7 protein-coding genes are annotated in these 14,954 nt (G+C 66.1%); all 7 read left to right on the top strand.

The genetic code is table 11. The annotated features are described in order from the left end of the window. Positions 1-806: 806 nt before the first annotated feature. The 7 genes from G3N64_RS16070 (at position 807) to G3N64_RS16040 (ending at position 14,949) form a co-directional block, all read left to right on the top strand. Entirely contained in the window at positions 807-2,012 is a 1,206-nt protein-coding gene (locus tag G3N64_RS16070) for a capsular biosynthesis protein (protein ID WP_205784814.1), read from the top strand. After that, complete coding sequence (locus G3N64_RS16065; RefSeq protein WP_205784813.1) at positions 2,005-2,790, top strand: SDR family NAD(P)-dependent oxidoreductase; 786 nt, start codon at positions 2,005-2,007, stop codon at positions 2,788-2,790. Before G3N64_RS16070 ends, G3N64_RS16065 begins: the two co-directional genes overlap by 8 nt. A gap of 1 nt (position 2,791) precedes the next feature. Continuing rightward, positions 2,792-4,330, top strand: coding sequence for an LTA synthase family protein (locus G3N64_RS16060; protein WP_241021007.1), 1,539 nt, complete (start codon positions 2,792-2,794; stop codon positions 4,328-4,330). Positions 4,331-4,333: 3 nt separating this feature from the next. Next, positions 4,334-11,971 (top strand): type I polyketide synthase, encoded by a 7,638-nt coding sequence (locus G3N64_RS16055; protein WP_205784811.1) that lies wholly within the window; start codon positions 4,334-4,336, stop codon positions 11,969-11,971. Next, a complete protein-coding gene (locus G3N64_RS16050) occupies positions 11,968-12,885 on the top strand; it encodes a UDP-3-O-acyl N-acetylglycosamine deacetylase (RefSeq protein WP_205784810.1) in 918 nt (305 codons plus the stop codon). The genes G3N64_RS16055 and G3N64_RS16050 overlap by 4 nt, the downstream gene beginning before the upstream one ends. 64 nt (positions 12,886-12,949) lie before the next feature. Further along, positions 12,950-14,278 (top strand): aminotransferase class I/II-fold pyridoxal phosphate-dependent enzyme, encoded by a 1,329-nt coding sequence (locus G3N64_RS16045; protein ID WP_205784809.1) that lies wholly within the window; start codon positions 12,950-12,952, stop codon positions 14,276-14,278. Beyond that, positions 14,275-14,949 carry a GNAT family N-acetyltransferase gene (locus G3N64_RS16040; RefSeq protein WP_205784808.1) on the top strand — a complete coding sequence of 225 codons (675 nt, stop codon included), beginning with the start codon at positions 14,275-14,277 and terminating at the stop codon, positions 14,947-14,949. Before G3N64_RS16045 ends, G3N64_RS16040 begins: the two co-directional genes overlap by 4 nt. The last annotated feature ends 5 nt before the right edge of the window (positions 14,950-14,954 follow it).

Genomic DNA, 14,954 nt, shown 5'->3' with positions numbered 1-14,954 from the left:
GCATAGCAGATCGTCGGCGGCGAGTTGTCCGTCGTCGAGCGGTTGCATAGTTTGTCATTGCGTTGTCAGGTTGTGCCCCGGATCGCTTGTGCAGCCGGTTCGGTGAACTGATGGCTTCAACGGGCCGGCGCTTCGTAGCTCTCCGCTTGATGTTGCCGGTGAGGCGAGCGGGTTCGGCGCATTGTGTGATTCCGGTAACAGCGGAACGGGCAGGTCAAAGGCCGCAGCGCAAAACCGCGTCGTCCTGCTTCGAGCTGACGGAGCGAGAGATCTCGCCGATTTTGCCCCGGTCGTCTGGTGGTCGAGTGTTGCTTGACGAGTTCGAGCGACCAGGGGAGTTTTCCGGGAGATCAGCCTCTGCCGCCACATGCCCGGCCCGTACCAATCCTTCCGCACATCACTCGTCATGGTGAAGGAACTGGATGCCGCTGGATTAACCCGAAAAACAACAGATCCCATCAACTGATACCGCTTTCTCGGTTGGATTTTGCTTGGTTCACACGCCTGACATCTTCGGAGAGGCGGCTCGAGCATTTGCCGATACGTTTGAGGGTATGGCGGCGGGGCGGCGCAAGGAAGGAGAGCGGCGCAGCGGCGATTATATAACGACTTGATATGACTATTGCTATCGGTCTTCGGCGTCGGAGCGACACTGATTTTAAATTTTTGTGAGCTTTATATTTCTTTCCCGCGTAATGATGTATTCTCCGCTGTCCAGCCCGTAGCGCCAACAAAACCATCCAGACAGGCTCGTTTCCCAAGGGGGGGCTCTTGGGTGCCCTGTTTTTGCTCCGCTCAAAAAATCGATGCATCGATCCTTCCTTGCCTTGCAGGGCACGGCCTCACCGTTCTTCGGCCAGCTTGCGTCTGCGTTGCGCGACCGAGGGCATGCGGTACGCAGGGTAAATTTCTGCGGCGGAGATTTGGCTTACAGTTGTAAAGGGCCTTTCCTGAACTACAGTGGCCGAGCGAGCGACCTTCCAGGCTGGTACCGGGAAATGCTGCAGGCAGGCAGCTATTCAGACATTCTCATGTTCGGCGATTGCCGCGAGGTGCATGCGCATGTTCATCCAATATCGCAGGCGATGGGTGTGAAAGTACATGTGTTCGAGGAAGGGTATGTTCGGCCGCACTGGCTGACACTCGAAGCGCACGGCGTCAACGGGCGCTCACTGCTTCCGCGCGATCCGAAATGGTATTTCGACCAGCGCAGCGTGCTTCCGCCAAGTCCTGCCGGCTTGCCGACTGGCTACAATCTCTACGAACGTTCGTTGCACGATATCCGGTATCGCGCTGCTAACGCTTTCTATGCTGCGCAGTTTCCTAACTATAAATCGCATCGGCCGAAGAACGGTGTGGTTGAATATGCTGGATTAGGGTTTCGCGCTCTCCAGCAAGGCAGGCATCGTCGGGAGGCGACCAAAGTAACGAAAGCGCTGCTTGATGAGGGGTGCGCATATTATCTGTTCCCGTTGCAACTTAATTCCGATGCGCAGATAGTTTTTCATTCCCCGTTTGACGGAGTCTGCAGTGCAATTGATCGCGTCATGCGGTCGTTTGCAGCCCATGCGCCCGAGGGCAGCCTCCTGGTGATCAAAAATCATCCGCTTGACACGGGACTAATCAATTATCGTCGGTTCGTCGCCCAGCTTGCCGGCGTTCTGGGTCTTGCCGACCGTCTGCGCTTTATTGATTCCGGACATTTGCCAACTCTGCTGGAGCGTGCAAGGGGTGTCGTGGTCGTGAATAGCACAGTGGGGCTGTCCGCAGTTCACCATTGCCGACCGCTCATCACGTTGGGAACTGCGATCTACGATATACAGGGCCTCACTTGGCAAGGGACGCTTGAGGATTTCTGGACGCAAGCCGATCGTCCCGACATGGCACTTTATCAAGCATTCCTTGACTACATCATGCATCACACCCAGATCAACGGTGACTTTTATACCCGTAGCGGAATTGCGATGGCGGTGGAGCGGACAGTCATACGCCTTGAGGCGGCTCGTGTTTAAGGAGCGCGTACGTCACGTGGTCGTTACGGGCGCTAGTTCCGGAATTGGGCTTGCATTGGCACTAGACTATGCCGCTCCTGGGGTTGTCCTTGGATTGGTTGCCCGTGACGAAGCGAGGCTTAACGCGTGCGAAGCGGCTTGTCGTGAGCGGGGAGCAACTGTCGTCACCGGTCGTATCGATGTTCGAAATGCGTTGCAACTAGAAGCCTGGCTTCATCGATTCGACGACGCTTACCCGATCGACCTGTTGATCGCCAATGCAGGGGCAGCAAGCACGCTCGCATCCAGTTCCGATTGGGAGACCCTCGATCGAACGGTGGCAGTCAACGATACCAATTTCTACGGCACTCTACATGCCGTCCTGCCGGTAGTCGAGAGGATGCGTGTGCGCAGGTGCGGGCAGATTGCAATGGTCAGTTCGATCGCGGCACTCCGCGGTATGGCTATCTCGCCGGCCTATTGCGCCAGCAAGGCGGCGATCAAGGCCTATGGCGACTCGGTTCGTCCGCTGCTTGCACGTGAGGGGATTGTATTGTCCGTTGTTTTGCCGGGATTCGTAAAAACTTCGATGAGCGATGTGTTTCCCGGTGACAAACCATTCATATGGTCGGCCGACAAGGCGGCCCGCCACATACGTGCCGGGCTTGCGGCTAAACGTGCTGAAGTCGCCTTTCCGGCAATGCTTGCAGTAGGCATGCGACTACTTAACGTTTTGCCGGTATGGATTGCAGATGCCATACTGTCGCGCCTGTCCTACATTCCGCGAGAGGGGCGATAGCTTGAGTGGGGAACTTGCGACGCAGGGTCTCGTAGTTGCAGCGGCGCTGGTGTTGTCCTTTGTGTTGGATTTGATCGCCCGTCCGCGAGGCGTGGGACATCGGCCGCTGGCTGCCGTCTCATTGCACGCTTTCGCAGTCATGTTCGTGTTTTGCGTGGCTTTCTCGCTAACCATTCGGCCGGTCTTTTCTGCGTTTGTTTCTGTTGCACTTGTCGGCCTTCTAGCTGCCGTGAGCAATGCGAAGTACGAGTCGTTGCTCGAGCCTTTCGTGTTCACCGACCTCAGTCTCTTCAGCCAACTTTTCTCCCATCCACGTCTCTACCTGCCGTTCCTGAGCGTAGGCAAGGTAGTTGGGATTGCGGCCGGCGTGATATTGCTGATAAGCGGCTACGTGCTCGAGCGTCCGCTGTTTTCGAGCTTTCGCGGTGTTGCCATGTTGGCTGCGGCGATGTGTTTTCTGTGCGCGCGTTGGTTTGCCGCTCATCTTGAGCTATCTCTTGTCGCTGTCGACGATCAGAGGCGGTTCGGTTTTTTTGCAGTATTCGTCGCCTATTTGCTGAATGGCCTGCGCATTTCCACACTCCGGGAATTCGAGCGGCAGATGGGGTTAGGGGTCTTCGTCGCTGGTGCCCCAGCTAAGCACCCGCATGTCGTTGTGATCCAGAGCGAATCCTTTTTTGATGTCCGTAGAGTGGGGCCGGCAATCAATCGCGATATTCTTTCCCGATTCGATCAGGCCCGCCAGGAGGCCACTGTTTGTGGTGAGCTGACAGTGCCAGCCTGGGGGGCTAACACAATGCGAACGGAGTTCGCGTTGTTGACAGGATTGAGGGCAGATAGCTTGGGTTACGCGCGTTTTTATCCGTATGCATTTGTTCGCCGGACATGCGCATCGATTGCCAGCTGGTTCTGTCGCGGTGGCTACTCGACGGTCGCGATCCACCCGTACTATGCTGATTTTTTCGGCCGCGATCGCGTGTTTCCGTTGATGGGGTTCGACAGGTTTGTTGGCGTCGAGGCCTTTGCTGGCGCGTCGAGGTTTGGGCCCTATGTGTCCGATGCAGCGGTCGCAGACGAGATTATTGAGACCTTGAATGTGCCAACGGACGAGCCCAAGTTCATCTTCGCGATGACAATGGAGAACCACGGCCCACTGCACCTCGAGCAGGTATTACCAGGAGAATCGTCTTCAAGGCATACTCTCGGCGAAGACCCATCCTGGCGCGACCTGACAGCCTACTTGCGGCACATTGAAAACGCCGACGCTATGATCGGCCGCTTGCTCGATCATTTGCGCGCCAGCGATCGTGAAACAGTCGTTTGTTTTTACGGCGACCATGTTCCCGCGTTACCTCACGTATTCGAAAAGCTGGGCGTTTCTCCACAAACCAGCGACTACTTCATTTGGCGAAATTACGGCACAGATGCTCCCGAATGCCTGAATTTGGCGGCCGAAGAGCTTGGGGCGGCGCTGCTGCATGTGGTACAAGATGACGGAAATCGCGCGGAACAGCCGCACGCATCCGAGAAAGCGACATAAAAGATGAACAGTAAGATTGCAATAATTGGGGTGGCTTGTCGGTTTCCCGGAAGCGCGAACAATCTCGGCGACTTCTGGCAACTGCTGCGCGACGAACGCGACGCAGTCACCGAAATCCCCGCCGACCGCTTCGGCACCGATTTCTACCAGCACCCGTCCAAGCGTGAGCCGGGCAAGAGCTACACGTTCTCGGCCGGCGTCGTCGACAACGTCGCCGGCTTCGATGCCGCGTTCTTCGGCATTTCCCCGCGCGAAGCGGCCCAGATGGATCCCCAGCAGCGCCTGCTGCTCGAACTCGCATGGGAAGCGTTCGAGGACGCGGGCGTGCGCCCGGCCGACATGCGCGGCAGCAACTGCGGCGTCTTCGTCGGCGCCGCCAGCATGGATTACGGCAACCGCAACATGGACGATCTGAACGTGATCGATCCATATTCGGCGACCGGCAACACCCTGAGCATCGCGTCGAACCGCGTGTCCTATCTGTTCGACCTGCGCGGCCCGAGCATGTCCGTCGACACGGCCTGCTCGTCGTCGCTCGTCGCACTCCACCAGGCCGTCAAGGCGCTGCAGTCCGGCGAAGCCGACGTGGCGCTCGCGGGCGGCGTCAACCTGCTGCTGCACCCGTTCGGTTTCGTCAGCTTCTCCAAGGCGTCGATGCTGTCGCCGCGCGGCCGTTGCCGCACGTTCGATGCAACCGGCGACGGCTATGTCCGCTCGGAAGGCGGCGCGTTCGTGCTGCTCAAGCCGCTCGATCGCGCGCTCGCCGACGGCGACACGATCCACGCGGTGATCGCCGGCTCCGGCGTGAACTCGGTCGGCCACTCGCCGGGCGGCATCAGCGTGCCGGGCGCGGCCGCGCAGGCGTCGCTGCTGCGCAGCGTGTACGCGCGCGCGGGCATCGATCCGCAGTCGCTGGCCTATCTCGAAGCGCACGGCACCGGCACGGCGGTCGGCGATCCGATCGAGGCGCGTGCGCTGATCGACGTCGTATCGGGCGAGCGCCCGGCGGATCGTCCGCTGCTCATCGGTTCGGTCAAGACCAACATCGGCCATCTCGAGACGGCATCCGGCATGGCCGGGCTGCTGAAGGCCGTGCTGTGCCTGAAGCATCGCGCGGTACCGCGCTCGCTGCATTTCGTCACGCCCAATCCTGGCATCGATTTCGACGGCGGGCGTCTGCGCGTCGTCGATCGCTACATGCCGCTCGACGCGGGCGACGCGCCGCTGACGGTCGGCGTCAACTCGTTCGGCTTCGGCGGAACGAACGCACACGTCGTGCTGACAGAGGCGCCGGCTGCAAACGCGGCGTTGGCGGCCGCGCGTGAGCCCGAGCCGACACAAGCGCAACTGTCTCCGCTCGTCCTGACCGCGCGCAGCGCGAATGCGCTCGGCGCGCTCGCGGGCCGCTATCTGACGATGCTCGACAACGGCGGCGACTGGCAGGCACTGGCCGCCGCGGCCGCACGTCGTCGCCAGTGGCTGGAACATCGAGCAATCGTTGCGCCGGCCGACGTGGCGGAAGGCCGCGCGGCGCTTGCGGCACTGGCCCAGCCGGCAGCGGAAGGCCTGCCGGCCTGCGTGGCAACCGGCCAGGCCCCGGCCGACGCGGTCCGCACCGCGCTCGTCTTCTCTGGCAACGGCTGCCAGTGGGTCGGGATGGGCAACGAACTCTATGCGGAGAACGCCGTGTTCCGCGCGGCGCTCGACGAAGTCGACGCGCTGTGGTGTGCCGATGGCAGCCCGTCGCTCGTCGACGTGATGCGCGGCGGCCCGGGCGCGGAATGGCTGGCCGGCGCGGGCGCCGAATGGCTCGCCGCGACGGAGAACGCGCAGCCGCTGCTGTTCGCGATCCAGGTCGGCATGATTCGCGTGATCGACGCGCGCGGGATGCGTTACGACGCGGCCGTCGGCCATAGCGTCGGCGAGATTGCCGCGGCGTGGGTGACGGGCGCGCTGTCGCTCGCCGACGCGGTTCGCGTGATCAAGATCCGCAGCCGCGCGCAAGCGATGACGCGCGGCAGCGGCCGGATGGCGGCGGTCGGCATCGGCGACGCGGCGGCGCGCGAACTGATCGCGCGCCACGGGCTGGCGCGGCGCGTCGAGATCGCGGGCATCAACAGCCCCGACGCGGTGACGCTCGCGGGCGAGCTGCAGGGCCTGCAGGCACTGGAGGCCGCGTTGCGCGGCAGCGGCAAGTTCTTCCAGATGCTGGATCTCGACTACGCGTTCCACAGCAGCCACATGGACCGCATCGAGCCGGTCGTGCTGGCCGAGCTGGCGAGCCTGCGGCCGCAGCCGGGCAACGGCACGTTCGTGTCGACCGTGACCGGTGGCGCGCTGGCCGGCACCGAGCTCGATGCTCGTTACTGGTGGCGCAACATTCGCGAGCCGGTGCGCTTCGGCGACGGCATCGCGCATCTGATCGAGCAGGGCGTCCGGCTGTTCGTCGAGGTCTCGCCGCATTCGATCCTGCGCACGTACGTGAAGCAGGCATTCTCGGCCGCCGGCGCGACCGGCGTGGCGCTGCCGACGCTCAAGCGCGATCACGGCAGCGCGGCGACGCTGCGGCAAGCGATTCTCGCGGCGATCGCGCACGGTGCGAGCGTCGATCCCGACCGCTTCGCGCCGGGCGAATCGCGTGCTGCATTGCCGTCCTATCCGTGGCAGCGCGACCATTTCTGGCTGACGCCGACCGTCGAAGGCTACGGCCTCGTCAATCGTCGCCGCGAGCATCCGCTGCTCGGCTATCGTCTCCACGAGCACGCATTCGCGTGGGAAAACCAGCTCGATCCGGCGAAGCTGCCGATGCTGGCCGATCACGTCGTCGACGGCGGCGTGGCGTTCCCGGGGGCCGGGTACGTGGAGATGGCGCTCGCCGCGGCACGCACCTTCTTTGATACGCCGGATGCGGCGCTCGAAAACGTCGAGATCCGCACGCCGGTGGTATTCCAGCCGCAGCAGGCGAAACTGTTCCGGCTCGTGATCGAGCCGCGCACCGCGACCTTCACGATCGAGACGCGCGACCGGATGTCCGACAGCGCATGGACGCTGAACGTGACGGGGCGGATGCTGGAAAGCGGCAACGCGCTCGGCGACGCGAGCGTCGTGCCGTCCGACGCGCTCGATCGTCTGCTCGCGCTGCCCGCAGCCGACGGCGACACGTTGTACGCCAACACGGCAGCTATTGGTCTGGCTTACGGGCCGGCGTTCCGTTGGGTCCGCAGCGTGCGGGTCGCCGAAGGCGACGGCGCAGCGCTGGCCGACGTCGCCGCGCCGGCGGCATGCGGCGATGCGCGCGCATTGTCCGCCTATCTGCTGCATCCGGCGCTGATGGACAGCGGGTTTCATCCGCTGTTCGCACTCCTTGCGGCGCATGCGCGCGAAGGCGAGCATCCGGCTTACGTGCCGGTGCAGATCGGCCGGGTCGACTATCTGCGCGGCGACACGGTCGAACGGGTACTGGTGCGGATCGACCGCCACAGCCCGCATTCGATCGTCGCGCATTTCGAATTCCTCGACGCGCGCGGCGCGATTGTCGCGCGGCTCGGCGCATGCCGGTTCCGGCGTGTCGATCTCGTCGGCCGTCGGCAGAACCTGCCCGCGCGCTTCGTCTACCGCCTTGAAGAAGTGCCGCTGCCGGGTGACGTCAATGCAGCCGGTTTGCCGGCCCCCGACGCGTTGCTCGCGCTTGCTGCCGCACGGCTCGATGCAGCCGGGCACGACGTCCGCCGGACGCAGCATCTGACCGAAATCCTGCCGCTGCTCGACGTGCTGGCGAGCCTCTACGCGCTCCGCGCGTTCGATGCGCTCGGCGCGTTCGGCGGGGCATGGCAGCCGGCGGCCGGGCGTGCGGCGTTGGCCACGCGTCTTGCCGACATGCTGGTCGAGGACGGCCTCGCCCATCGCGATGGCGCGCTGCTCGTACGCGACGACGCAGCGTGCGCGGCGTTGCCGCCGCTCGACGAGCTGTGGCGCGGGCTGCTGGCCGAATCACCGGGGCACGTGGCCGAGTTGACGCTGCTCGCGCATTGCGGCGCGGCGTTGCCGGACGTGCTGAACGGTGCGAAGGACGGCGCCCGCCTGCTGTCGCCGACCGGGCACAGCCTGGTCGAACAACTCCTTGCCGCATCGCCGACGTGGCAGCACGTGCACGCGTTGCTGACCGCAAGCGTCGAGCAGGCAGTCGACGCATGGCAACCGGCACGCCGGTTGCGTGTGCTCGAGCTGGGCGCGACGGACGGCGACGTGCTGCAGACGCTCGGCATGCATCTCGCGGCCGCGCGCTGCGATCACACAATTGCGGCGACTGCCGGTCAACTCGCCGGGTTCGACGCTGATGCGGAAGCGGCGGTGCGCACGGTTGCGTTGCAGTCGGGCGAGCGGCTGTCGCTGGCGGCCGACGAAGCCGGCCCTTACGACCTGATCGTCGCGAACCGCGCGTTGAGCGGCCGTCACGATGTGGCCGACGCGCTGAATGCGATGCGGTCATGGCTGGCGCCGGGCGGATTGCTGCTGCTGGCGGAGTCGCGTCGCGGCCGTTTCTCCGACATCGTATTCGGCGCGCAGGCTTCGTCGACGGAAGCCGATGCGCCCGTGCCGCTGGCGCCGGCGGATCTCGATGCGGCGCTCGAACGCGCGGGTTTCGTCGATGTCGTGCGGCACGTCGAGCAATCGCTCGATCTGGACGGCACGCCGACGTTCGTCATCGCGCGCAACCCCGCGAGCGCCGTTGTCGCGCAACGCGGCGAGGAACCGAGCGATCTCGATACGCTTGCACGCAGCGAGCAATGGCTCGTCGTGCACGCACCGGATGCCGCCGGCAGTTTCGGCGGGCGGCTCGCCGATGCACTGGCGCGCGCGGGCTATCCGGCCGATATCGTCGACGTCACGCACGCGGCCGATGCGATCGCGTCGTTGCCGGCCGGACGGCCGACGCATGTTGTCTTCTGCGCGCCGGAAACGCCGCTCGCCGAATCGGCGACGGGGGATGGCCTGATGGCCGCGCAGCGTAACGGCGTGATCGCTCTTGCGGAACTCGTTCGCACGCTCGGTGCGCAGCCGAACGCGGCCACGCGGCTGACCGTCGTCACGCGCGGCGGCGCGCCGTTCGCCGGGACCGCGAATGCGCATCCGGAACAAGCCACGCTGTGGGGTCTCGGTCGTGTGCTGGCGAACGAGCATCCCGAACTCGCGTGTCGCCTGATCGACGTCGATCGGGCTGCGGACCGGATCCCCGACGCGCTGATTCGCGAGCTGACCGGCGCGGCGGTCGAGGAAGAAGTCGTCCTGGGCGCCCACGGGCGGCAGGTGCCGCGTATGTTGACGGCCGCGCAGGCCGCGGCCCGCAACGATGGCGCGATCGCGCGTGCGGCCGTGCTCGCGTTCGACGCGCCGGGCTCGTTGCGCAATCTCGAATGGTTCGCGTTGCCGGAAAGCCCGCTGGGCGATGACGAGGTGGAGATCGAGCCCGTTGCCACCGGCCTCAATTTCCGCGACGTGATGTATGCGATGGGGCTCTTGTCCGATGAAGCAGTCGAGACCGGCTTCGCGGGCGCGACGATCGGGATGGAACTGTCCGGCCGCGTCGTGCGGGTGGGCAACGCCGTGACGGCATTCGCGCCGGGCGACGCGATGCTCGGCTTCGCGCCGGCTTCGTTCGCGACGCGCGTCAGGACGCGCGCGCAAGCAATTGCACTGAAACCCGAGCGGCTGTCGTTCGAGGAAGCGGCGACCGTGCCGACCACGTTCTTCACCGCGTACTACGCACTCGTCGAGCTTGCGCGGCTGCGTCGCGGCGAGCGTGTGCTCGTGCACGGCGGCGCCGGTGGAGTCGGGATCGCCGCGATCCAGCTCGCGCGCCACTTCGGCGCGGAAGTGTTCGCGACGGCCGGCAGCGACGAGAAGCGCGAGTTCGTGCGTCTGCTCGGCGCGGACCACGTGCTCGATTCGCGCAGCCTCGCGTTCGCGGACGAGATTCGCGCGCTGACGGGCGGCCAGGGCATCGACATCGTGCTGAATTCGCTCGCCGGCGAAGCGATGGTGCGCAGCATCGATACGCTGCGGCCGTTCGGTCGTTTCCTCGAGCTCGGCAAGCGCGACTTCTACGAAAACAGCCATATCGGGCTGCGGCCGTTCCGCAACAACATCAGCTATTTCGGTATCGACGCCGACCAGTTGATGCGGGCGCTGCCGGAACTGACCGCACGCCTGTTCGGCGACGTGATGGCGCTGTTCGAGGCCGGTGTGCTGCATCCGCTGCCGTATCGTGCGTTTCCGGCCGAACGGGCGGAGGATGCGTTCCGCTACATGCAGCAGGCGCGCCAGATCGGCAAGGTGCTCGTGACCTATCCGTCCGGCACGCCGGCGCCGACGCGCGGCGTCACGCGTGCGGGTTCGCTCGCGCTCGATCCGCATGGCACGTACCTGGTGGTCGGCGGCACGGGCGGGCTCGGCTTCGCGAGCGCGCGCTGGATGGTCGAGCGCGGCGCCCGCCGGCTGACGCTGGCGAGCCGTTCCGGCGAGCTTGCCGGTGCGGCGCGCGAGGAAGTCGAGCGCTGGCGCGCGACGCTTGGCGTTACGGTCGATGTCGTGTCGTGCGATGTAACCGACGCAGCGGCGGTCGATGCGATGATCGACGCGATCGTCCGGCGCGGCAGTCCGCTTAAGGGCGTGCTGCATTCCGCGATGTCGATCGACGATGGCCTCGTGCGCAATCTCGACGATGCGCGGATGGCCGCGGTGCTCGCGCCGAAGGTGGCCGGCGCGTGGAACCTGCATCGCGCGACGCGCGCGTTGCCGCTCGACCTGTTCGTGGTCTATTCGTCGGCGACGACCTATCTCGGCAATCCGGGGCAATCGAACTACGTCGCGGCCAACACCTTCCTCGAGGCGCTCGTCGAACATCGCCGCGCGGCGGGCTTGCCGGGCACGTTCATGGCCTGGGGGCCGCTCGAGGACGTCGGCTTCCTCGCACGCCATGCGGATACGCGCGAGGCGTTGCAGTCGCGGATCGGCGGCGCATCGATCACGTCCGACGAGGCGATGGTCGCGCTCGAGCGCGCGCTGGTGGCGGGCGCGGCGGGCGAAGCCGTGGTCCGGCTCGACTGGCACGCGGTGGCGCGCGGGATGCCGGCCGCGAAGGCGCGCCGGTATGCGCTGCTGCAATCGCATGCGAAGGGCGGCGATGCGCGCGACGGCGGCACGCAGCTGCGCGAAGAAGTGCTGGCGTTGCCGCGCGACGAAGCGATCGCGCTGGTTGCCCGGACGCTGCAGGCGCAGATCGCGCGGATCCTGCACATGACGCCGGATCGCATCGCACTCGACAAATCCGTGCTCGACATGGGCATGGATTCGCTGATGGGGATGGAGCTCGGCCTCGCGGTCGAGGAAGCGTTCGAGGTCAAGTTGTCGGTGATGGCGATTGCCGAGGGCGCGTCGGTGACGACGCTGGCCGGACGCATCGTCGATTCGATCGGCGCGTCGGCCGATGTCGACGCCGGTTCCGCGGCCGATGCCGCGCAGGAGGCCGTCGCCGCGCTGGCTGCGAAGCATGCGATCGACGGCGAGGCGCGCGCGATGCTCGATACGCGGCCGTCGCCCGTGGCGGGCCAGGCGTCGCCGACGCTGGAGGTCGCGCGATGAGCGCGCCGTCCGGCTGGGCGACGCGTCAGGGCACGCTGGCAGGTCCGCTGGCGATCGACGGTCACGGGCTGCACACAGGGCGCCGGGTGGGCGTGCGGATCCTGCCCGCGCGTCCGGAAGACGGCGTGACGGGCATCGCGTTCCGTCGCGTCGCGCAGGGGCGCACGCTCGCGACGCTGCCGGTCGATCCCGCGCTGCGTCGCGCGCAGCCGCTGTGCACGATGCTGCGCAATGCCGACGGCGTCGGCGTTCGCACGGTCGAGCACCTGCTCGCGTCGCTGCTCGCGTGCGAGATCGATCACGCGATCGTCGAGATCGATGCCGAGGAAGTGCCGATTCTCGATGGCAGCGCCGCGCCGTGGGTGGACGCGATCCGCGCGTGCGGCCGCGTCGCGCTCGCTGCGCCGAAACGCTTCATCCGCGTGCTGCGGCCCGTCGTCGTCACGGACGGCGAGGGCGACCAGCGGCGCGAGATGCGGATCGAGCCCGCGCCGCGTTATGAGCTGAGCGTGCGCAACGACCTGCGCGGCTTCGGCGACATGCACTGGGACGGTGCGCTGACGCCGGCCGCCTTCGCGACCGAAATCGCGCCATCGCGCTCCTATGGCCGCGTGAAGTGGGCGGTCCCCGCGATCGTCGCCGGTTATCTGCGCGGGGTGCCGATCCTGCGCGGCGCGCGGCCGTCGTGCACGGCGTCCATCGTCGGCAATCGCGTGCTGGGCGGGATGCGGCTGCCGGAGGAGTTCGTCCGGCACCGCGTGCTCGACCTGGTCGGCGATCTCGCGCTGGCCGGCGCGCCGCTGCTGGCGCGCGTGAGCGCACTGCGGCCGAGCCACGAGATGAATTTCCGGCTGGTCGACGCGCTGCTGGCCGCGCCGGACGCATGGCAATGGGCGGAGTTTTCCGAGACCTGAAACCACACTTTTTCAAGATACGCGGCGTAACATAACGTCTTTTCGAGATAAAACGAAGGACGCAATGGCACTGGGAGAGCATCTTCGCCAGCAACTGGCGGCGAAAGCGCTGAAACGGCAACTGGAGCGCGCGACCGAGGCAGCCGCGGCACCGGGCGTGCCCGGCACGCCGACCGCGCAGACCGCATCGGCGCGCAGCCGTTTCGAATCGATGCCGCAGTATCAGCAGGTCCGGATCATGCGCGAGATGGGCGAGAAGCTGCGCGTCGACTCGCCGTTTTTCCGCGTGCACGACGGCGTCGCCGGTGCGACGACGCAGATCGGCGGCCGCGAGTACCTGAACTTCGCGAACTACAACTACCTCGGCCTGGCCGGCGATCCGGGTGTGTCCGCGCGCGCGAAGGCCGCGATCGACCGCTACGGCACGTCGGCCTCCGCGAGTCGGATGGTCGCGGGCGAGCGCCCGGTGCAGCGCGACCTCGAGCGCGCGCTGGCCGCGTTCTACGAGACCGACGATTGCGTCGCATTCGTGAGCGGTCACGCGACGAACGTGACCGTGATCGGCGCGCTGTTCGGCCCCGGCGATCTGGTCGTCCACGATTCGCTCGCGCACAACAGCATCGTGCAGGGCGCGCAACTGAGCGGCGCGAAGCGGCTGAGCTTCGTGCACAACGACTGGCAGGCGCTCGACGAACTGCTGTCGCGCGTACGCCGCGAATACCGGCACGTGCTGATCGCGATCGAGGGGCTGTACAGCATGGACGGCGATTTCCCCGACCTGCAGCGCTTCGTCGACGTGAAGACGCGCCACGGTGCATTCCTGCTGGTCGACGAGGCGCATTCGCTCGGCGTGCTCGGCGCGACCGGCAAGGGCATCCGCGAGCATTGCGGTGTCGCGCCCGACCAGGTCGACTTGTGGATGGGCACGATGAGCAAGACGCTGGCCGGCTGCGGCGGTTTCATCGCCGGCTGCCAGCCGCTCGTCGACATGCTGCGCCACCTGGCGCCGGGCTTCCTGTACAGCGTCGGGCTCGCGCCGACGCTCGCCGAAGCGTCGCTGGCCGCGCTGGAGCGCCTGCAGGCCGAGCCGGCGCGCGTCGCGCAACTGCAGGCGCGCGGGCGGCAGTTCCTGACCGAGGCGCGCGCCGCCGGGCTGAATACGGGCACGAGCGCCGGGTTCGCGGTCGTGCCGGTGATCACGGGGAGCTCGCTGAAGGCCGCGCAATGGGCCAATGCGATGTTCGACGAAGGGATCAACGTGCAGCCGATCTTCTATCCGGCCGTCGAGGAAAAGGCGGCGCGGCTGCGCTTCTTCATCTGCTCGACGCACGAGCCGGAGCAGATCAGCCGGACGGTGGGCGTGTTGTCGCGGCTGGCGGGACGCAGCGCGTGACGCTGGCCGGCGCGTTCGCGCAAGCGGTTCCGCGCGCCGGCGAGCACGTGCGGTTTCGTGCGGCCGAGGCGAGCGACGCGGCGGCGTGCGCGCCCCTCGTGTTTGCGTCCGGCGTGGCCGAATTCGGCTTCTTTCTCGGCGAAAGCGACGCGCGCTGCATCGCGTTCCTGCAGCAGGCGTTCCGGTCGCGTCACGGGCGCTTCTCGTGGCGCCGGCATCGCGTCGCGGTTGACGACGATGGCACCGTGCTTGCCGTGATGGCGATTCACGACGGGCAGCAGACGATGTTCGACGACGTGCATGTCGTGTGGGCACTCGCGCGCTTCTTCGGCGTGCGCCGCACGATCGGCCAGTTGCTGCGCGGGCTGATCCTCGAAACGGAACTCCCGGCGCCGAAGCGTTCGCAGATCCTCGTCGCGCATTGCGCGACCGACGAACGGCAGCGCGGCACGGGTATCTTCAGCGCGTTGTTCCGCGATGCGCTCGATTCCGGCGCGTTGCCGGCCGACGGCAGCCGCGAAGTCGTGCTCGACGTGCTGACCCGCAACGTGCGGGCCCGCGCGCTTTACGAACGGCTCGGGTTCACCGCGCTGCCGCGGCCGCGCGCCCGTTCGCGCCGGCTGCCGGCCGAACTCGATTCGATCCGGATGCGGTTGTCGCGCCGCGCCTGATGGTG

Source organism: Burkholderia sp. Ac-20344 (genome assembly GCF_017104975.1).
Classification (GTDB): Bacteria; Pseudomonadota; Gammaproteobacteria; order Burkholderiales; family Burkholderiaceae; genus Burkholderia.
Note: the sequence above shows the minus strand (reverse complement) of the source record. Positions and strands in the feature narration are given on the sequence as shown.

What these genes read in the sequence shown, in the direction of transcription:
- G3N64_RS16070 (WP_205784814.1), top strand. Translation starts at nt 807, where the DNA reads ATGCATCGATCCTTCCTTGCCTTGCAGGGCACGGCCTCACCGTTCTTC.
- G3N64_RS16055 (WP_205784811.1), top strand. Translation starts at nt 4,334, where the DNA reads ATGAACAGTAAGATTGCAATAATTGGGGTGGCTTGTCGGTTTCCCGGA.
- G3N64_RS16050 (WP_205784810.1), top strand. Translation starts at nt 11,968, where the DNA reads ATGAGCGCGCCGTCCGGCTGGGCGACGCGTCAGGGCACGCTGGCAGGT.
- G3N64_RS16045 (WP_205784809.1), top strand. Translation starts at nt 12,950, where the DNA reads ATGGCACTGGGAGAGCATCTTCGCCAGCAACTGGCGGCGAAAGCGCTG.